The following is a 17,480-nucleotide window of genomic DNA, read 5'->3' as shown; positions in this document are numbered from 1 at the left end:
ATGCGTCAAGGCCGGTTGAATGCGAAATGGGCGCTTGGAACGCTTGCGCTCGCTCTCGCGCTGCCGGTGATTGCGCAGGAGTCGCCTGAATCGCTCCTGCCCCCCGGCTTTGGAGAGGCACCCGAGACGCCGCCCGCCGCCGGACCGCAAACGCCGCGTCCGGCAAGTCCGGCTGTTCCCGTCCCGATGGTTCAGCCCTTGCCGTCCGGCAGCGCTATGGCTCCTGCCGACAATGCGGCGGGGAATGGTCCAGAGGAAGCGCTGTCAGAAGAAGAGCTGGCGGCGCAAAAGCAGAAATATGACCTTCCAGAAGGCGCGCATCGGTCGCTGGAACGAATTGGGCCGCTGACGCCCGAACGGCGCGGCCTGGCGCCTGATGCCTTCGGCGCACAGTCCGGGCAATTTCTCGCCACGCTGATGAAGGAAACGCGAGCGCCGATCACGTCGCGCTGGGCTTCTATCCTGTTGCGGCGCGCGCTACTTTCGGCAACCGACACGCCTCGTGATATCGACGGCGCCGACTGGGTTGCGGAGCGGGCATGGTTGCTGCTGCGCATGGGTGAGGCTGATAGCGCGCGGCTGCTGGTGCAGAGCGTCGATTCGGACAAGTTCACACCACGCCTCTATGCGGTGGCGATGCAGACTTATCTGGCCACGGCGGATCCGGCTGGCCTGTGCCCTCTGTCGGCTGGCGCGCTGCGTTACAGCAAGGAGCCGGGGTGGGACATGACGCGGGCGATCTGCCCGGCATTGTCGGGCGATCAGGGGTCGGCGAGCGCTGCACTCAATCAGGCCCAGCGGCGCGGCGTGGTGCGCGGCATAGATTACAGGCTCGCGGAAAAGGTCGTGGGCACCGGGTTCAACGCGCGGCGATCGGTGAAGATCGAATGGGATGGGGTCGATGGGCTGACGGCATGGCGCTTTGGCCTGGCAACCGCGCTCAATGTGGAAATTCCCGAACCGTTATATACCACCGCCGGACGCCACGTCCGCGCGTGGGAAGCGCGCGCGCCTGCGCTCAGCGCAGCTCGCCGCCTGCCGGGCAGCGAGACGGCAGCGCGGCTTGGCGTGTTTTCGAGCCAGGCTTTGGTAGGATTTTACAGCCAGCTTGGCGCTGACGGCGACGCGTCGCCGGAAATCGCCGACCGGGTCGATGCGCTGCGCACCGCCTATCGTGGTGGCTCGCCCGAAGAGCGGGTCCAGGCGATGCGGACGCTGTGGCGGGATAATAGCAGGCCTGATTATGTCGGCCTGATCGCTACGGCCAAGGCCGCCGCCGCTTTGCCGGTGGCCAACATCGATGCGCGCGAGGCCGCCAACCTGGTCGCGGCCATGCTGACCGCAGGTTATGATCGCAGCGCGGCGCGCTGGAGCGGGCTTGCTCGTCAGGCGGAGGGGGATGGCGCTAGCGACCTTTGGGCGTTGCTGGCGGTTGGCGCGCCCAGTTCAGTTGTCGATATTAGCGAAGGCCGGATTTCTTCCTTCGCGGACGAAGCTGGCGCGGAGAAAGGCCAGATGCTGATTGCTGCGCTGGCAGGCCTTGCTCGCATCGATTCGCAGGCAAGCGCTTCATTGGCACAGGATAAGGGGCTCAACCTGGCGGCGAACAGCCGGTGGGCGAGGGCGATCCATCAGGCGGCGGCGAGCGGGGAAAAGGCCACCGTCGCGCTGCTCGCCGCGGTGGGCATGCAGACGGCAGAGTGGAATCGCCTGCCACCTGCCCATCTCTATCATATCGTCGCTGCTCTGCATCAGGTCGGGCTTGATCCCGAAGCGCGGATGATCGCGGCGGAGGCGATCACGCGGATTTAGTCCCATGGGAGAAGATGGCGCGCTGATCGGTCGTTTTCTGGAAATGATGGCGGCTGAACGGGGGGCGTCGCGCAATACCTTGCTCGCCTATCGCGCCGATCTGGAAGGCGCGGCGGCGATTTTGGGTGGCCTCTCGATCGCGACGAAGGATGGCATTGCAGGGCTGGCGACGGCCTGGGCAGAGTTGGCGGCCTCGTCTGTCGCGCGAAAAGTCTCCGCCCTGCGCGCATTTTACGGCTTTCTGGAGGAAGAGGGGCTGCGTGCCGACAATCCTTCCACGGCGCTACCACGCCCCGCAACGCGCAGGTCCCTGCCGAAGATATTGTCCGCGCAGGAAGTCGAATCGCTCTTTGCCTTGATCGAACAGAAACTGGCGGTCGAGCACCCTTCCGCGTTGGATCTTCGTCTGTCCGCCCTCATCGAGCTATTATATGGTTCCGGTTTGCGGGCTACCGAACTGGTATCCTTACCCCGTCGCGCGCTGGCGACGGATCGGCCGTTTCTGATCCTGAAGGGCAAGGGCGCGCGTGAGCGACTGGTGCCGATATCGGATCGGGCGCGGGCCGCCGTTTCGACCTGGTTGCCCCATGTCCCTGCTGAAAGTCCCTGGCTGTTCCCGTCAGGGAAAACTTATCTTAGCCGCATTCGGCTCTATCAGCTGGTGAAGCAGCTGGCCGCCGCCGCAGGCATCGCTCCACAGCGAGTCAGTCCCCACGTGCTGCGCCATGCCTTCGCCACGCACCTGCTGGAAGGAGGAGCAGACCTGCGCGCGTTGCAGTCGATGCTTGGCCATGCCGATATCGGAACGACCCAAATTTACACGCATGTCGATAGCCGCCGGTTGGTCGAACTGGTCAACAGCCGTCATCCGCTGGCGACAATGCGCCATCGTTTCGTTGACGAAGAAGCGTCTGCCCCCTAACGCCGTCGGCCATGGTCAGCTTTCTGGAATTTGAAAAACCTATCGCCGAGCTAGAGGCGCGTGTCATTGAATTGCGCGCGACGGCCAGCGCCGGTGACATCGATATCGGCGGTGAGATCGACAAGCTTGAACAGCGCGCGACCAAGGTGCTTGTGGACACATATGCCAAGTTGACGCCTTGGCAGAAAACCCAGGTGGCCCGGCATCCCGACCGCCCGCACTTCAAGGATTATGTCGCGGGCATGTTCGACAATTTCATGCCCCTTGCGGGTGACCGTGCGTTTTCAGATGATCAGGCTATCATTGGCGGTCTGGCGATGCTGGGTGACCGCCGCGTCATGGTGATCGGTCATGAAAAGGGTGACGACACCGCCAGCCGCGTTCGGCACAATTTCGGGATGGCGAAGCCTGAAGGCTATCGTAAGGCGATCCGCCTGATGCAATTGGCTGACCGTTTTGGGCTGCCGGTCGTGACATTGGTTGACACGTCGGGGGCGTTCCCGGGCGTACAGGCGGAAGAGCGCGGTCAGGCTGAAGCGATCGCCCGCTCGACCGAACAGTGTTTGGCCTTGGGTGTGCCCATGGTCGCTGCGGTAGTGGGTGAGGGGGGCTCCGGCGGCGCGGTGGCGTTGGCCGCCGCAAACCGGGTGCTGATGTTCGAACATGCGGTCTATTCGGTCATATCGCCCGAAGGCTGTGCATCGATCCTGTGGCGCACCGCCAACAAGGCGAGCGATGCCGCCACCGCCATGCAGGTCACCGCCCAGCATCTTAAGGATTTGGGGGTTATCGACCGGATCATTGCAGAACCCATTGGTGGCGCGCATCGTGAGCCGGTGCAGGCGATCGCCAGCTTGGGTGCCGCCATTGGCGAAGAGTTGGATTCCCTTGCCGGATTGAGCCCGCAGGATCTTCGTACTGACCGGGCTGATAAGTTCCTCGCCATCGGCGCTTGATCTAAGACTGCTCTCTGGGAACATGCATCCGGAACGTCGTTTCGTCCCGGTAGCAGGTTGAGTATGTCTGGGGGAGCCGTGAGGAGGTTTAGCGTTGATGAGCCGCAGCCGTTCTTTACGGCGGTGATCCACGCCAGGTTCATGCGACGGTATTCGCCTATGATTTTGGTAGCGGGAAGGCCTATCATTTTCTGCTGCCGACTCCTTCGGGGCGGGGGCAGGGGTCATTTTCTTCCATTGTGCAATCCGTCACGCGAATTACCTCACAGGAAGCCGCAGCTATAAAGCCGCGTCGCATCAGCGTGGTGATCGTCAAGGCTGGCGATACGGTGCAATCGATTAGCCAACGTATGGCTATACCGGCATCAACTGGAGCGCTTCTGGCGCTCAACGCTTTGACCGTCCAAAGCGTCTTAAACCCGGCCAGCGAGTAAGGATTATACATAGCTGTCGGGAAGGGTGCAAAACAAAAAAGGCGGCGGGATTGCTCCTGCCGCCTTTCTTTAAAATCGTTTCGAAATCAGTTCATGTTGGCCGAAACTTTATTGAAGGTATTACCCAGCTTGCCGCCGAGGCTGGTCATGGCGCCGATGGCGGCGACAGCGATCAGAGCTGCGATCAGGCCATATTCAATGGCGGTTGCACCCTTTTCATTCTTCAGCATCTTGCGAACGAACTTCATGTGAAGTCTCCTTGACTAGAAAAAATCCCGTTTAACTACCCGGCCGCCCCGCTTGAAATAGGTCAGCTATGGACGGTTTATGGGAGTTAGGTTGACAAAGATTTAATGGCGCGAAGGAAGTGTCAGATATTGATGGTTAATGCGCGAGAACCTCTGTGGCGACATTGTTCCACATGCCTACGGTCTTGTTTGCGACATTCGATATCGCCGCGAGTGCTGCCAGGCAGATCAAAGCCAAGATCAGCCCATATTCGACTGCGGTTGCTCCCCGTTGACACTGCAACAACCTCGATCGGGATAGGAGTTTGATCAACCCGCGCATTGCATCACCCGTTTATTGCAGACAGCCCCGTTTAGCCTTGTAAAAGAGCCAGAGTTAACAAACCCCTTTGCTGGACGAACATGACGATCATTCATCCCCTGTTGGTAGTGGCTGCCGCACTTGTCGATGCGGATGGCCGGGTGCTGCTTCAGCAACGACCGCCTGGTAAGGCGATGGCGGGGCTGTGGGAATTTCCTGGGGGGAAGGTTGAGGAAAGCGAAACCCCGGAGGCTGCACTTGTCCGAGAGTTGGAAGAAGAACTCGGCATCCGCACGCACACAAGTTGCCTTGCGCCCGCAGCTTTCGCCAGTGAGGCGCTAGGAGACCGGCACTTGTTGCTTCTGCTCTATGTGTGCCGAAAATGGGAGGGCCTGCCCGAGGCACGGCATGCCACGGAACTTAAATGGGTCAGGCCCAACCAGATGTATGCACTGGATATGCCACCGGCGGACCTGCCGTTAATTGGTCTGCTCGATTCGCTGATTTGAAACGGGGCGGGCCGCCTGGGCAACTCGCCCGCCGAATCACTCTTCCCTAGCCTTGCTCTGCAGCTGAATATAGTTCTGAATGCCCATGCGTTCGATCATTTCGAACTGGGTTTCCAGCGTGTCGACATGCTCTTCCTCGCTTTCGAGGATCGACTGGAACAGGTCGCGGCTGACATAATCGCGCACGGTCTCGCAATGGGCGATGGCGTCCTTCAGAACGGGAAGTGCTTCATATTCCAGCTCGAGATCGGCTTTCAGTACCTCTTCGACCGTTTCGCCGATTTTCAAGCGGCCAAGCAACTGAAAATTGGGCAAGCCGTCGAGGAAGAGGATGCGTTCCGCTACCTTGTCGGCATGCTTCATCTCATCGATCGACTCTTCATATTCGAATTTGGCGAGCTTCTCGATGCCCCAATGATCGAGCATCCGGTAATGCAGGAAATATTGATTGATCGCGGTCAGCTCATTTTTGAGGACCTCGTTGAGATAGTCGATGACTTTTGAGTCACCCTTCATGGCGCTGCCCTCGTGCTATTGGAATGAAGCCGTAACTATAGGGCCATCGCGGGGCTTTGTTAACCGGAAAGCCGCGGAAAAGGGGGATTTTGCAAGCCGCTATTGCGTCGAGTTCGCGGCAAAAGAGAGACGTCGGCTGCGGATGTCACGCAATCGGATCAGGCGGTCGCGCGTTCGGCCGCTATCAGCGTGCGGGCGAAAGGGACGCATTGGCCGCATTTCGGTCGACGGCCGAGGCGAGCATAGGCGCTGCACGGGGTGTCGGCGCCGCCCCGAACGGCTTCCTTCAGATCCTTTTCGCGAATGGCATTGCAGATACAGACGACCATGAGGCTCTCCCTGACTCGGGAAATATCTCAAATGATAATGGGTCGCAATAGAATATTAGATGCTGTTGCGAATCTTTTGCGCCTTGCCGCGAGCCAAGCTTCGCCACAGCCATTCTAGTGGCCCCATGGCGAATCGGGACAGCCATGCCGTCGACCAAACAAGCATGAACAGCCATCCACACAGCACCACCAGCGGCAGTTCCAACGGCCGGAGATGCGAAAATAGCCCTAATCCCCATCCATAGAAGACAGCGCACATGATGAGACTGGTGCCGAGATAGTTGCTGAGAGCGAGGCGCCCGGTGCGCGCGACTGCCATCGTCATGCGGCTCTGGCGATGTCGTGTGAAGAACCACAGGATCAGTGCTGCCCAGCCTACTGCAAGCGGGATGCGAAAAGGAAATGACCAGGCAAGCGACACACCTATGGCCGGAACAACAGGGAAGTTTCGCCAGAGCAGCCAGCCTGCCAGCGCCGCCATGGGTGGCAATCCGACGAGGAAACAATGGCGGGCAGTGCGCCAATAGTGCTCCGCTTCCCATCGTCCAGTCAGGAAGCCGCCCTTCAACATCGCCATGCCTATGAGCATGAAGCCAAGAGTGTCGAATGCGCTCATGAAGAAGGTCCACCACCAATCGTGGACGAAAAGGTGTAAATGATGCGTCAGAATGGCTACGAAGCTGCCGCGATAGGTGACGATCTCCTGGCGGATGGCTGGATCATCCGGGTTGGTGAATGGCCCTATATATTGCGCGAAGCTATCCCGGATGCTGGCGGTCGCGCTTGGTGCGACGGCCGCGTCTGCCCATCCGTGGATGCTGAATATGAACAGCGCGCAGATCAGAAAATGCGCGAGGAAGAAGAAGAAGGCCCATTTGATGAGCGCCAACGGTTCTTTGCGGACGAACAGCATCGCGATCAGCCCGATCAGGGCATAGTTCATCAATATGTCGCCTGCCCAAAGCAGCAGATAATGGGCAAGGCCGAAGATGAACAACCAGGCCGCCCGGATGATTTGCGCCCGCTGTCCGTCACGCCCCTCCATCTCTTCCCGATCGATCAGCAGCAGCATGGACGCGCCGAACAATATTGAAAAAAGAGCACGCATCTTTCCGTCGAAAAACAGGAAGCTGATCAGCCAGAACAGTTTATCGCCGACGGACAGCGGGCCTGCGGCAGCGGGATTGAAATAGGCCGTCTGGGGCAGGGCAAAGGCGCTGATGTTCATCCACAATATGCCCATGACGGCGCACCCGCGTAGCACGTCCATGGCAGCAATCTGGGATGAAGGAGGAGACATGCGGCGAGGTTCCTTAAAGACGCTGGCAAAGTCGGCGGGGCTCTGTCATGCGACTAGCCATGAACAGCGGCCGCAAGCAACGGATAAGCGCAGCGTTCGGCGCGGCGGCTGGCCATTACGAAGATCATGCCGGCCCCCAGCGCGCGGCGGCGGTGCTGGTCGCCGACCTTGCTCAGCGGCAGAAGCCCAGCGGAGTGGGGCGCATCCTGGAGATCGGTTGCGGCACGGGCCTGCTGACTCGCGATATTCAGCAGCGCTGGCCGAGGGCAGAGCTGCTGGTCACCGACATTTCGCCGGAAATGCTTGCTCGAACGGCTACAGGGGGGTTCGTCGCGGGGACTTTCCTTGCCATGGATGGCGAAGCGCCGCCGTTCGAGGGGGAATGGTTCGACCTCGTCCTGTCGAGCCTCGCCTTTCAATGGTTCGATGATCTGGAAGAGGCCATCGCTCGCCTGGTGGGGTTGTTGAGACCGGGTGGCAGCCTGATCTTTTCTACCATGGGAAAGGAGAGTTTTGGTCAATGGCGAGCAGCTCATCAGGCTTGCGGCCTTGTTCCCGGCGTGCCCGATTACCCTTCGCTCGATGAACTGTCCTCAATGCTGCGCCGATATGAGGATGCCTTCGCCTTTGATGAAACTTGTCCGCTCAGCTGCACCGGGGCGCGTGGCCTGATTTCTCATTTGAAAGGTATCGGCGCGGTGGTGTCGAGCGAAGGCCGAAAACCCCTTCCGCCGAAAGAGTTAAAGAAAGTGATGGCTGCCTTCGATGCCGGAGGGGGCGCTGATGCCTATCAGATATTGTTTGGACGGGTGACCAGGCCTGCCTGACGTGGCTCCTGCTGGGCAGGAGCCATGTGTGTTGGTACTTACAGTTCAGCGTCCATCAGGTTGGGGAAGAAACCCTCATGCGCAGAGCGCAGGTCGGCGAGATTCACGCCCGCCACACGGTCGCCGCCGACGGTGCCGATCCTGACTGCTCCGGCAATCTCCGTACCCGCCGCGGCTGTTACGACATAGCGGCCCTGATCTTCGCCAAAGGCCGCCGCGGTGTTCAATGCGATGTCGAGCTGTGCGCCCAATCCGCCTGCCAGCGCCATTTCCGCGACGGTTACCAGCAAGCCGCCGTCCGAAATATCATGGACGGCATTGGCCTTCCCTTGGGCGATCAACGTGCGGACAGTCTCTGCATTGGCTCGTTCGGCGGCCAAGTCTACCTTTGGCGCGTCACCAGCTTCGCGGCCCTGAATTTCCCGCAGCCAAATGGACTGGCCGAGATGCGAGCCTTCGCCGCCGATGAGCCAGATTGCATCGCCTTCCTGCTTGAAAGCGACGGTTGCCATCACATCGACGTTCTTCAACAGGCCAATGCCGCCGATTGCGGGGGTGGGCAGGATTGCCGAGCCGCCGCCCGTCGCCTTGGATTCATTGTAGAGAGAGACGTTGCCCGATACGATGGGGAAGTCGAGCGCGCGGCAGGCGTCGCCCATGCCTTCCAGACAGCCGGTGAACTGCGCCATGATTTCCGGCCGCTGCGGATTGGCGAAGTTCAGGCAATTGGTGACGGCAAGCGGCGTCGCGCCGACGGCCGAGATGTTGCGATAGCATTCGGCGATGGCCTGCTTTCCGCCCTCATAGGGATCGGCATAGCAATAGCGCGGGGTGCAGTCGGTGCTGATCGCGATGCCCTTTTGCGAGCCGTGGACGCGCACCACTGCCGCGTCCCCGCCAGGGCGCTGAACCGTGTCGGCGCCGACCATGTGGTCATATTGCTCCCAGATCCAGCGGCGGCTGGCAATGTCGGGGGAACCCATCAGCTTGACGAGATCGGCGCCGATGTCCGCGCTTTCGGCGATCTCGCCCAGCGGCTGGACGTTGGACCACAGCTTATATTCGTCCTTGGGCATCGACGGGCGATCATAGAGCGGCGCGTCGTCAGCCAGCGGCGCGAGCGGAATGTCGCATACCGTCTCGCCCTTGTGGACCAGCACCATGCGGCCCGTGTCGGTGACATGGCCGATCACGGCGAAATCAAGCTCCCACTTGCGGAAAATGGCTTCGGCGAAAGCTTCCTTGCCCGGCTGGAGTACCATGAGCATGCGCTCCTGGCTCTCCGACAGCATCATTTCATAGGCCGTCATGCCGGTTTCCCGCTGCGGCACGTCGTCCATGTTGAGCTGGATGCCGACGCCGCCCTTGGACGCCATTTCGACCGAGGAGGAGGTCAGGCCTGCCGCGCCCATGTCCTGAATGGCGACGATCGCGTCGGACGCCATCAGCTCAAGACAGGCTTCGATCAGCAGCTTTTCGGTAAAGGGATCGCCGACCTGCACGGTCGGGCGCTTGGCGTCGGCGTCGTCGCCGAAATCAGCAGAGGCCATGGTCGCGCCATGAATGCCGTCGCGGCCGGTCTTCGATCCCACATAGACGATCGGGTTGCCGATGCCCGAAGCAGCCGAATAAAAGATCTTGTCGGTATCCGCGACGCCCACGGTCATTGCGTTGACCAGGATGTTGCCATCATAGGCCGGGTGGAAATTTACTTCGCCGCCCACCGTCGGGACGCCAACGCAATTGCCGTAGCCGCCGATGCCATGGACGACGCCGCTGATGAGATGCTTCATCTTCGGATGATCGGGACGGCCAAAGCGCAGCGCATTCATGTTCGCGACTGGACGCGCGCCCATGGTGAAGACGTCGCGCAGGATACCGCCGACCCCAGTCGCCGCGCCCTGATAGGGTTCGATGTAGGACGGGTGATTGTGGCTCTCCATCTTGAAGATCGCCGCCTGCCCATCGCCGATATCGACGACGCCCGCATTCTCACCGGGACCGCAGATGACTTGCGGGCCTTCGGTGGGCAGCTTCTTCAGGTGGATGCGGCTCGACTTGTAGGAGCAATGCTCCGACCACATGACCGAGAAGATGCCCAGTTCCGTCAGATTCGGCTCACGGCCGAGGGCGTTCAGAACGCGGTCATATTCTTCCGGCGAAAGGCCATGTTCGGCGACGATTTCCGGGGTGATTTGAGTGGCTGCGGTCGACATGAGCGCGCCTTTAGCCGGGGAGGGGCGGATAGACAATCCTTGGCCAGCCCAAGTCGGGAAAACATGCTATTTATATGCGTTGGAACACTGATCGGAGGAGGGGAAATATGGAATGGATGTTGTTGCCGCTGCGTCGCTACGCTCGTTTTTCTGGCCGTGCGCGGCCAAAGGAATATTGGATGTTCATCCTCTTCCTTCTGCTTTGCTTCATCGCGGTCGGCATTGTCGAAGGACTGCTGGGCCTAAGCACCACAGAACATTGGGTGCGCCGGGGTCCCTGGTCGTTCAGTACCGGCTATCACACGCGGGGAGGGCCGCTCACCGGCCTGTTCGGCCTTGCTATCCTGATCCCCTGGCTCGCAGTAGCGGTGCGGCGGCTGCACGACACGGACCGGAGCGGATTTTGGCTGCTGATCATTTTCTTCCCGCTGATCGGAAGCCTGGTTTTGCTGGTCTTCTTCATCATGAGCGGGACGCGCGGTCCCAACCGCTTTGGTCCCGACCCCGTCGAGGTTGGTGAACCCGAACTGGTCGGCAGGATAGGAAAATAAAAAAGGCCGGGCAGTTGAGCCCGGCCTGTGAAAGACATGGAAATGTTGATCAGGCTTTGCAGCTAAGGCCGCTTTTGCCCGGAAGGGTGGCGGTGATCTGCTTGCCGCTGCCATCGACCGAATAGCCGCCTTCGGCCGTGAAGGGCTTGCCAGCTTCGGGGGCGACGAGCTTTGTCGGTGCGCCGTTCTTTTCAGTGCGCAGGTTCGCGGTCTTGTCGTCGCTCAGGAAGTCGATGAAGATGAGGCTGTTATCCTTGCAGCGATATTGGCGGCTGACCTTCACCGAAGGGGGCAGTTCGACAGGTGCGGCATTCGCGAGCTGTTGAGCCATCGGATCGGCGGGGCCGCCGACGACTTCGGGTTCATCATTATTGTTGCAAGCGGAGAGCAAGCTGAGAGCAACGGCGGAAATCAGGGGGAGATAATATTTCATAGCGGTCCTTCTATGTGCACTTGCTTGCGCGAGCGTCAACGCAAAACTGCCAAAATCCCTCCAGCTTTGTGCGAGATTCGATGACACTTTTGTTACAAGCAGGCCCGGAATCTGCCTTGCGGCGTGGTGCAGGCTTGACCCGGCCACCGGTGCCCGCCAATGCAGGGTCATGGCCGAAGACAGCAAGACAGAGCCGGGCGATTTGTCCCAATTGTCGTTTGAGGATGCGCTGCGGGCGCTGGAGTCGATCGTTCGTCGGCTGGAAAGCGGTGATGTGCCGCTCGACGAGTCGATCTCGCTCTATGCTCAGGGTGAAGAACTGCGCAAGCGCTGCCTTGAACGCCTGCAGGCGGCAGAGGCTCGCATTCAGAAATTGACCATCGATCCCAGCGGCGCCGTCACGGGCGCCCAGCCTTTCGGCGCGGATTGAGCGCCGCGGCCATGGAGGGGCAGACCTCCGGTTCAGAGGTGGTGACCACCCGTGCGGCTGCCGTCGCCGCGGACATTGATCGCGCGTTCGAACTGTTGCTGACCGTTCCCGATGATCCGCGCGCGCGCCTTTATGAGGCCATGCGCCATGCGGCCATAGGCGGCGGCAAGAGATTGCGTCCCTTGTTGGTGCAGGCGGCGGGCGAGTTGTTCAATATCTCCCAGGATTCGCTGCTTCGCGTCGGGCTGGCTGTCGAATGCATCCATGTCTATTCGCTGGTGCATGACGACCTTCCGGCGATGGATGATGATGACATGCGCCGGGGTAAGCCGACGATCCACAAGGCTTTTGATGAGGCGACGGCGATCCTGGCCGGGGACTGTCTTCACGATCTGGCCTTCGAAATATTGGCGGATGAAGAGACTCATCCTGATCCGTTCGTCCGGGTGGAGCTGGTAAAGGCGCTGGCGCTGTCCAGCGGTCCCGCAGGCATGGCGGGCGGACAGATGATGGATCTGGAGGCGGAAGGCACCAGCTTCGACCTTGTCACCGTAACGCGCCTTCAACAGCTTAAGACCGGGGCGCTCATTGCATTTTGTGTGGACGCGGCGGCGATCATGGCACGCATTCCGGCCGATGCTCGCACCAGCCTCCACGGCTATGCGCGCGACATCGGCCTGGCGTTCCAGATTGCCGACGATCTGCTGGACGTCGAAGGTGACGCCGATCTGGCGGGCAAGGCGCTGGGTAAGGATGCGGCGGCGGGCAAGGAAACCTTTGTCTCGCTGCTGGGCGTGGAGCGCGCGCGTGAGCAGGCGCGTTTGCTGGTGGATCAGGCCAAGGCGCATCTTCATGGTTTCGGCGGGGAGGCCGATCTGCTGCGAGCAATCGCAGACTATATCGTGGAAAGGGACCGGTAAGGCATGAGCAGGCAGCGGGTGGGGGTCTATCCCGGCACGTTCGACCCGATCACTTTGGGTCACATGGACATTATTCGCCGAGGGGCCAAGCTGGTCGACAAGCTGGTGATCGGCGTCACCACCAACATTTCCAAATCGCCCATGTTCTCCGATGAAGAGCGGCTGGAGATGGTGCGCCGCGAATGCGCTGACATCGACACGGAGATTGTGGTCACTGGCTTTAATTCATTGCTGATGGACTTCGCCGAATCGCAGGGTGCCAGCGTCATCATCCGCGGCCTGCGCGCCGTTGCCGACTTCGAATATGAATATCAGATGGCGGGAATGAACCAGCAGATAAACCCTCGCGTCGAAACGGTCTTCCTCATGGCCGATGTCTCCCTTCAGCCGATCGCATCGCGGCTGGTCAAGGAAATCGCGCTTTACGGCGGTCCGATCCACAAGTTCGTCAGCCCCGCGACATGCCAGCAGGTGGTGGCCCGGGTCGGCGAGATTGGAAAGAAGGGCGATCAATAAGGGCTGCTCAGCCTTCGTTCAGTTGCCAATCGCGAAGAGCGCGTTATCAGAGCAGCTTCGCCACCAGGCTTTAGATATTAGGGAAAGCTCATCCATGCGGTTCAGTTCGGCGTTCAAGACCGTGGCGATCACTATCGCTCTCTATGCGTCGGGCGGCGTGGCGCTGGCCCAGGGTGGCGGAGGCGCTAATGCCGAAGAGGCAAAAAGGGCGGAGGCTGCCGCGCGGGCGGAGCAGAATGCCAAGTCGATGGGACAGGATCCTAGCGCGAAACTGCCGCCTGCGTCGGTTCCGGTGGACCCGCAGGACGTCTGGGATCTCGACCTGTCGAGTGGCGGTCGTGTCCGCATCCAGCTGCGTCCCGACATCGCTCCCCAGCATGTCGAACGCATCAAGCAGCTGACGCGGCAGGGCTTTTACAACGGCCTGAAATTCCATCGTGTGATCCCCGGTTTCATGGCGCAAGGCGGCGATCCGAAGAATGACGGAACCGGCGGATCGTCGCTCCCCGACCTGCAGGCCGAATTCAACCCGATGCCGCATCTTCGCGGCACAGTGTCGATGGCCCGCGCGCAGGATGAGAATAGCGCCAACAGCCAGTTCTTCATCCTGTTCCTGCCCCGCATGCAGCTGGACAAGAAATATACGGTGTTCGGCCGCGTGATTGAGGGCATGCAATATGTCGACGCCATCGCGCCGGGCGAGCCGCCCGCAAATCCGACCACGATCCTGCAGGCATCGATTGAAAGCGACGGCAAGCCGCCGGTCATGGCGCTTCCAACGCCGCCCGCGCCTTCCATTATCGCGCCTGCACCCGCACCGGTGAAGAAAGCCTCCTCACAGAAGAAGCGGTAAGTCGCAACTTGAAGTGGATCATGCCGATGTCGCATCGGCATGATGGCCGTGTCTTGAGGACAGCGCCCGCATGCGCGTAGATCTTTTCGATTTCGAACTGCCGGCTGAAAGCATCGCGCTAAGGCCCGCGTCGCCACGCGATGCGGCGCGCCTGCTGTTGGTCGATGGCGAAAAGCCTTTCGAAGATCGTACCGTTCGGGATTTGCCTGCCTTGCTGCGCGCCGGTGATGTGTTGGTGTTTAACGATACCAAGGTCATCCCCGCTCAGTTGGAGGGCATTCGCGGTCAGGCGAAGATCGGCGCCACGCTCCACAAGCGTCTTGGCCTGCGGCAATGGCAGGCGTTCCTTCGCAATGCCAAGCGGGTGCGCGAGGGGGACCAGATAGATTTCGGTGCAGGCGTCACGGCTCTGGCGGGCGCGCGTGATGACGAAGGCGGGGTGACGCTGACCTTCGAGGGGGATGAGCCTGTCGAGGTGCTGCTGGAGCGGGCGGGGCGCATGCCATTGCCGCCTTATATCGCCAGCAAGCGGCCTACGGACGCCCGCGACCGCAGTGACTATCAGACCATGTTCGCTCGCGAGGACGGGGCGGTGGCGGCTCCGACGGCGGCTTTGCATTTTACGCCCGCGCTGATGTCGGCACTCAGTGAGGCCGGTGTCATGTCGGAAACGCTGACGCTTCATGTGGGGGCCGGTACGTTTCTGCCTGTGAAGGCGGAGGATACCGATGATCATCGTATGCATGCGGAGTGGGGCCGGATCGAGCAAGCCGCTGCCGACCGGCTGAACGCCGCGCGCCAAGCTGGCGGTCGCCTTATAGCCGTGGGCACGACCAGCCTGCGCCTGCTTGAGAGCGCCTGCGGGGAGGATGGAGTGATCCGTCCGTTCGCGGATGAGACCCGCATTTTCATCACGCCGGGCTACCGCTTCCGCGCCGTGGATGGGCTAATGACCAACTTCCATCTGCCGAGATCGACCTTGTTTATGCTGGTAAGCGCCTTGATGGGGCGGGAACGCATGCAGGCGGCTTATGCTCATGCGATAGAAAGCGGATACCGCTTTTACTCCTATGGAGACTCGTCGCTTCTTCTGCCTCAGCTCGCAAATCCGCTTTAGGATCGCCCTGCGAACAGAAAGCCGACCGCCGCCACTATGCATAGGAAGGCTGCCGCGTGGCGCCAATGGAGTGGTTCACCCAAAACGGTCACCATAAAGCCGCCGAAGACGATCAGGGCGATCGCTTCCTGCGCGATCTTTAACTGACCCGGGCTCCAGCCGCTGGCAAACCCAATGCGATTTGCGGGTACGGCGAAACAATATTCGACGAGCGCGATGCCCCAACTGATCAGGATGACCAGCAGGATCGGCTTTCCCATTCCGCCCTTCAAATGCCAGTACCAAGCTATGGTCATGAAGAGATTGGAGATGACCAGCAGCAATATGGTTGGCATGGACGGGCCTCGTAACGCGTGCAGTTGCGCTCTGGCATTGCTTGAGGCCCAAGGGCAAGGGCTTGATCGAGCTCATCCTCCCTTCATGCCGGAAGCATTGAAGGTGGGATCGGCTCGCCGCCGCGGGGGATAGGGATCGGACAAGCAAAGGGTCCGGACGTCTGCCGGACCCCTTGCCTGTTTATATTTGATTAGCGGTTGCGTTCCGTATCGCGCGCACTGACGCCGCCACTGTTCCATCCGCTCTGTTCGCGTCCTTCGCCAAAGAGAGCATTCTGCTCCCGTTCGGTTCGCCAGGCATGGTGCGCTTCATCGGCCGTCTTTTCCAGCGTCACCCTTTGTTCGTCCACCGACCTGATCCAGGACGAAGGTACGGAATGGTGCACGCCGCTGGCATCCTGATCATTCTTGGTAAGGATGATGCGGTCGCCACTTAACCGATCGACCGTTCCCACATGAGCGCCGTCGCTTCCGACGACCTCCATATGTTCGCGAACCTGTTGCACCGCCTGGCGCTGTTCGGTGCGCCGCGTGCGCCAGGTTCCGAACTCATTGTTGAAGCGATCGCGATGTTCCCGCTGATATTCAGCATAGTCGCGGTCCAGCTCATTCATCCGCTCTTGTCGCCACGCATAATAGTTGGCGTCATGATGCTCGCCATAATCATGCGTGGGTCCGTAGGCGCGTACGCGACTGCCATGATCTTCGCTGCCATAGCCACTGCGTTCTCCCGTATAGGGTGCATAGCCACGATTTGGCAGATACTGGTTGCTGCGCGATGCCGACGCAAACCCTATACGGCTGCTTTCATCGCGCGGGTCGCCATAGGGGCGGTTATAATATTCGTCATATTCGCGGCGGCGTTCGGCCTCCTCATCGCCGAACCAGCTGCGGATCTCATCTCCCGCCCGGTCGAAAAAGCCGCGCTCTTCCGGATCATAATGTTCTGGTGACCGCCGGGAATCCGAACCGCCGAACTGGCCGCGCGTGCCGTAGCGATAGCTACGATCATCGCGCCAGTCACGCTGCCCGCGATGGCGGTCGGATCCGCGATCCCAGTCGCTGCGAGCCCTGCCATCGTCTCCATAGCGACGTCCGCCTTGATAGCCCATCGTCCTTCTCCTTGGCTGCTGTTGCTACGGCCTAAACGCCGTTGCATCACTAATGAGCAGCAGGGCGCATCGTTCCGGATGTTACGTCCGGGTAACATCGCTCTTCCGCACCGTGCTGCCGATGTTGCTGCAAGGCCGACCTTTTCCGAAAAAGCCCGTTGCAAGCGAATCTCCGCTCGCTTATAGGCAGCGCTCCTTCGGGGCCGTAGCTCAGCTGGGAGAGCGCGTCGTTCGCAATGACGAGGTCAGGGGTTCGATCCCCCTCGGCTCCACCAATTTTCCCAAAACCTGCGGATTTCTGCCAATCGGCGGAAATCTGCGGCTTTTCTTGCCTCTTTGCTACACCAATGTGTAACACAGGGCTATGGAAGACATGCCAAAACCGCCATATGTCGTTGAACGGGCGGGCAGCCGAAATCTCTACTATCGCAGGCGCTTTCCCGATGACGTAGCCGCGCATCTGGGCCGGTCGGATTACAACAAATCGCTGGGGGTGTCCGCGTGGAAAGACGCCGGAGAGCCTGCGCGCCAGCATGAGCGCAAATATCATCTCGCGGTTCAGGCCGCTGAACGCGAAATCCATGAGGCGCGCGAACGGATCAGCCATTCAGCGGCAAACGAACAGGGGATCATCGTCCGGTCGCGCACGTCCGCCCCGGTTCGGCCCACCGATCCCTCTCTGCCCTTGCTGACCGATTTGGATGCCCGGCGACTAGCGCGAGAGTACCTGTTGGCGGCACGGTCGGAATTGGACGCCTTGCCTCCCGATCAGGCGATGGATGCCCAGCGCCGAGATGAATATGTGATGGAGATCGAAGACCGCATCGCAATGTTTCGATCTTC

The 17,480-nt window shown here is 60.5% G+C and carries 20 protein-coding genes, 1 tRNA gene and 1 pseudogene; 13 read left to right on the top strand and 9 right to left on the bottom strand.

What is annotated here, in order from left to right; translation table 11 throughout:
* The 4 genes and pseudogenes from IZV00_RS07330 to IZV00_RS21495 all read left to right on the top strand — a co-directional run.
* Entirely contained in the window at positions 1-1,812 is a 1,812-nt protein-coding gene (locus tag IZV00_RS07330) for a hypothetical protein (protein WP_196224057.1), read from the top strand.
* 4 nt (positions 1,813-1,816) lie between these two features.
* Positions 1,817-2,734, top strand: a complete 918-nt coding sequence (locus IZV00_RS07325; protein WP_196224056.1) for a tyrosine recombinase — start codon at positions 1,817-1,819, stop codon at positions 2,732-2,734.
* A gap of 11 nt (positions 2,735-2,745) precedes the next feature.
* Positions 2,746-3,690 carry an acetyl-CoA carboxylase carboxyltransferase subunit alpha gene (locus IZV00_RS07320; RefSeq protein ID WP_196224055.1) on the top strand — a complete coding sequence of 315 codons (945 nt, stop codon included), beginning with the start codon at positions 2,746-2,748 and terminating at the stop codon, positions 3,688-3,690.
* Between the two features lie 134 nt (positions 3,691-3,824).
* Positions 3,825-4,132, top strand: a pseudogene (locus IZV00_RS21495) (LysM peptidoglycan-binding domain-containing protein); the annotation flags it as partial.
* A 78-nt stretch (positions 4,133-4,210) separates the two neighbouring features.
* On the opposite strand, the gene IZV00_RS07315 reads toward IZV00_RS21495, so the two are convergent.
* Both IZV00_RS07315 and IZV00_RS07310 read right to left on the bottom strand, forming a co-directional pair.
* Positions 4,211-4,372, bottom strand: a complete 162-nt coding sequence (locus IZV00_RS07315; protein ID WP_196224054.1) for a Flp family type IVb pilin — start codon at positions 4,370-4,372, stop codon at positions 4,211-4,213.
* Positions 4,373-4,508: 136 nt separating this feature from the next.
* The gene (locus IZV00_RS07310) at positions 4,509-4,694 is read right to left on the bottom strand and encodes a Flp family type IVb pilin (RefSeq protein WP_196224053.1); all 186 of its coding nucleotides are present in this window, start codon (positions 4,692-4,694) and stop codon (positions 4,509-4,511) included.
* Positions 4,695-4,774: 80 nt separating this feature from the next.
* On the opposite strand from IZV00_RS07310, the gene IZV00_RS07305 reads away from it, so the two are divergent.
* Complete coding sequence (locus IZV00_RS07305) at positions 4,775-5,182, top strand: (deoxy)nucleoside triphosphate pyrophosphohydrolase (protein ID WP_196224052.1); 408 nt, start codon at positions 4,775-4,777, stop codon at positions 5,180-5,182.
* 36 nt (positions 5,183-5,218) lie between these two features.
* Here IZV00_RS07305 and bfr read toward each other — a convergent pair whose 3' ends face one another.
* From bfr to IZV00_RS07290, 3 genes are all read right to left on the bottom strand, one after another.
* Positions 5,219-5,698 (bottom strand): bacterioferritin, encoded by a 480-nt coding sequence (gene bfr / locus IZV00_RS07300; RefSeq protein WP_196224051.1) that lies wholly within the window; start codon positions 5,696-5,698, stop codon positions 5,219-5,221.
* Positions 5,699-5,856: 158 nt separating this feature from the next.
* Complete coding sequence (locus IZV00_RS07295; protein WP_196224050.1) at positions 5,857-6,027, bottom strand: (2Fe-2S)-binding protein; 171 nt, start codon at positions 6,025-6,027, stop codon at positions 5,857-5,859.
* 55 nt (positions 6,028-6,082) lie between these two features.
* The gene (locus tag IZV00_RS07290; RefSeq protein WP_196224049.1) at positions 6,083-7,327 is read right to left on the bottom strand and encodes a DUF418 domain-containing protein; all 1,245 of its coding nucleotides are present in this window, start codon (positions 7,325-7,327) and stop codon (positions 6,083-6,085) included.
* Positions 7,328-7,386: 59 nt separating this feature from the next.
* Here IZV00_RS07290 and IZV00_RS07285 point away from each other — a divergent pair, with 59 nt between their 5' ends.
* Positions 7,387-8,154, top strand: coding sequence for a methyltransferase domain-containing protein (locus IZV00_RS07285; protein ID WP_196224048.1), 768 nt, complete (start codon positions 7,387-7,389; stop codon positions 8,152-8,154).
* A 38-nt stretch (positions 8,155-8,192) separates the two neighbouring features.
* Here IZV00_RS07285 and purL read toward each other — a convergent pair whose 3' ends face one another.
* The gene (gene purL / locus IZV00_RS07280) at positions 8,193-10,370 is read right to left on the bottom strand and encodes a phosphoribosylformylglycinamidine synthase subunit PurL (protein WP_196224047.1); all 2,178 of its coding nucleotides are present in this window, start codon (positions 10,368-10,370) and stop codon (positions 8,193-8,195) included.
* Positions 10,371-10,477: 107 nt separating this feature from the next.
* On the opposite strand from purL, the gene IZV00_RS07275 reads away from it, so the two are divergent.
* A complete protein-coding gene (locus tag IZV00_RS07275) occupies positions 10,478-10,921 on the top strand; it encodes a DUF805 domain-containing protein (RefSeq protein WP_196224046.1) in 444 nt (147 codons plus the stop codon).
* A gap of 49 nt (positions 10,922-10,970) precedes the next feature.
* Here IZV00_RS07275 and IZV00_RS07270 read toward each other — a convergent pair whose 3' ends face one another.
* Positions 10,971-11,354, bottom strand: coding sequence for a hypothetical protein (locus IZV00_RS07270; protein ID WP_196224045.1), 384 nt, complete (start codon positions 11,352-11,354; stop codon positions 10,971-10,973).
* A 169-nt stretch (positions 11,355-11,523) separates the two neighbouring features.
* Here IZV00_RS07270 and IZV00_RS07265 point away from each other — a divergent pair, with 169 nt between their 5' ends.
* The 5 genes from IZV00_RS07265 to queA all read left to right on the top strand — a co-directional run bounded on the left by IZV00_RS07265 (position 11,524) and on the right by queA (position 15,190).
* Positions 11,524-11,784: an exodeoxyribonuclease VII small subunit gene (locus tag IZV00_RS07265; RefSeq protein WP_196224044.1), complete on the top strand. Its 261-nt coding sequence runs from the start codon at positions 11,524-11,526 to the stop codon at positions 11,782-11,784.
* Positions 11,785-11,795: 11 nt separating this feature from the next.
* Positions 11,796-12,704: a polyprenyl synthetase family protein gene (locus IZV00_RS07260; RefSeq protein ID WP_196224043.1), complete on the top strand. Its 909-nt coding sequence runs from the start codon at positions 11,796-11,798 to the stop codon at positions 12,702-12,704.
* A 3-nt stretch (positions 12,705-12,707) separates the two neighbouring features.
* Positions 12,708-13,220 (top strand): pantetheine-phosphate adenylyltransferase, encoded by a 513-nt coding sequence (gene coaD / locus IZV00_RS07255; RefSeq protein ID WP_196224042.1) that lies wholly within the window; start codon positions 12,708-12,710, stop codon positions 13,218-13,220.
* 94 nt (positions 13,221-13,314) lie between these two features.
* Entirely contained in the window at positions 13,315-14,073 is a 759-nt protein-coding gene (locus IZV00_RS07250) for a peptidylprolyl isomerase (RefSeq protein WP_196224041.1), read from the top strand.
* A gap of 70 nt (positions 14,074-14,143) precedes the next feature.
* Positions 14,144-15,190 (top strand): tRNA preQ1(34) S-adenosylmethionine ribosyltransferase-isomerase QueA, encoded by a 1,047-nt coding sequence (gene queA / locus IZV00_RS07245; RefSeq protein WP_196224040.1) that lies wholly within the window; start codon positions 14,144-14,146, stop codon positions 15,188-15,190.
* Here the strand turns inward: queA and IZV00_RS07240 are convergent.
* The gene (locus IZV00_RS07240) at positions 15,187-15,525 is read right to left on the bottom strand and encodes a DMT family protein (protein WP_196224039.1); all 339 of its coding nucleotides are present in this window, start codon (positions 15,523-15,525) and stop codon (positions 15,187-15,189) included. The two genes, queA and IZV00_RS07240, sit on opposite strands and share 4 nt — an antisense overlap.
* 191 nt (positions 15,526-15,716) lie before the next feature.
* Positions 15,717-16,637: a DUF2171 domain-containing protein gene (locus IZV00_RS07235; RefSeq protein WP_196224038.1), complete on the bottom strand. Its 921-nt coding sequence runs from the start codon at positions 16,635-16,637 to the stop codon at positions 15,717-15,719.
* 199 nt (positions 16,638-16,836) lie between these two features.
* Between IZV00_RS07235 and IZV00_RS07230 the strand changes: the two genes are divergently transcribed.
* Positions 16,837-16,912: transfer RNA gene (locus IZV00_RS07230), tRNA-Ala, on the top strand.
* Positions 16,913-17,480: the final 568 nt, after the last annotated feature.

Origin of the sequence: Sphingobium sp. Cam5-1 (genome assembly GCF_015693305.1) — a bacterium.
Taxonomy (GTDB): Bacteria; Pseudomonadota; Alphaproteobacteria; order Sphingomonadales; family Sphingomonadaceae; genus Sphingobium.
This window is presented reverse-complemented; position numbering and strand designations above follow the sequence as displayed.

Bases quoted from the DNA above. Each gene is read 5' to 3' on its own strand.
- IZV00_RS07325 (WP_196224056.1), top strand. From the start codon at position 1,817: ATGGGAGAAGATGGCGCGCTGATCGGTCGTTTTCTGGAAATGATGGCG.
- IZV00_RS07270 (WP_196224045.1), bottom strand. From the start codon at position 11,354: ATGAAATATTATCTCCCCCTGATTTCCGCCGTTGCTCTCAGCTTGCTC.
- IZV00_RS07250 (WP_196224041.1), top strand. From the start codon at position 13,315: ATGCGGTTCAGTTCGGCGTTCAAGACCGTGGCGATCACTATCGCTCTC.
- bfr (WP_196224051.1), bottom strand. From the start codon at position 5,698: ATGAAGGGTGACTCAAAAGTCATCGACTATCTCAACGAGGTCCTCAAA.
- IZV00_RS07320 (WP_196224055.1), top strand. From the start codon at position 2,746: ATGGTCAGCTTTCTGGAATTTGAAAAACCTATCGCCGAGCTAGAGGCG.
- IZV00_RS07240 (WP_196224039.1), bottom strand. From the start codon at position 15,525: ATGCCAACCATATTGCTGCTGGTCATCTCCAATCTCTTCATGACCATA.
- IZV00_RS07295 (WP_196224050.1), bottom strand. From the start codon at position 6,027: ATGGTCGTCTGTATCTGCAATGCCATTCGCGAAAAGGATCTGAAGGAA.
- IZV00_RS07260 (WP_196224043.1), top strand. From the start codon at position 11,796: ATGGAGGGGCAGACCTCCGGTTCAGAGGTGGTGACCACCCGTGCGGCT.
- coaD (WP_196224042.1), top strand. From the start codon at position 12,708: ATGAGCAGGCAGCGGGTGGGGGTCTATCCCGGCACGTTCGACCCGATC.
- purL (WP_196224047.1), bottom strand. From the start codon at position 10,370: ATGTCGACCGCAGCCACTCAAATCACCCCGGAAATCGTCGCCGAACAT.
- IZV00_RS07305 (WP_196224052.1), top strand. From the start codon at position 4,775: ATGACGATCATTCATCCCCTGTTGGTAGTGGCTGCCGCACTTGTCGAT.
- IZV00_RS07285 (WP_196224048.1), top strand. From the start codon at position 7,387: ATGAACAGCGGCCGCAAGCAACGGATAAGCGCAGCGTTCGGCGCGGCG.
- IZV00_RS07330 (WP_196224057.1), top strand. From the start codon at position 1: ATGCGTCAAGGCCGGTTGAATGCGAAATGGGCGCTTGGAACGCTTGCG.
- IZV00_RS07310 (WP_196224053.1), bottom strand. From the start codon at position 4,694: ATGCGCGGGTTGATCAAACTCCTATCCCGATCGAGGTTGTTGCAGTGT.
- IZV00_RS07235 (WP_196224038.1), bottom strand. From the start codon at position 16,637: ATGGGCTATCAAGGCGGACGTCGCTATGGAGACGATGGCAGGGCTCGC.
- IZV00_RS07265 (WP_196224044.1), top strand. From the start codon at position 11,524: ATGGCCGAAGACAGCAAGACAGAGCCGGGCGATTTGTCCCAATTGTCG.
- queA (WP_196224040.1), top strand. From the start codon at position 14,144: ATGCGCGTAGATCTTTTCGATTTCGAACTGCCGGCTGAAAGCATCGCG.
- IZV00_RS07315 (WP_196224054.1), bottom strand. From the start codon at position 4,372: ATGAAGTTCGTTCGCAAGATGCTGAAGAATGAAAAGGGTGCAACCGCC.
- IZV00_RS07290 (WP_196224049.1), bottom strand. From the start codon at position 7,327: ATGTCTCCTCCTTCATCCCAGATTGCTGCCATGGACGTGCTACGCGGG.
- IZV00_RS07275 (WP_196224046.1), top strand. From the start codon at position 10,478: ATGGAATGGATGTTGTTGCCGCTGCGTCGCTACGCTCGTTTTTCTGGC.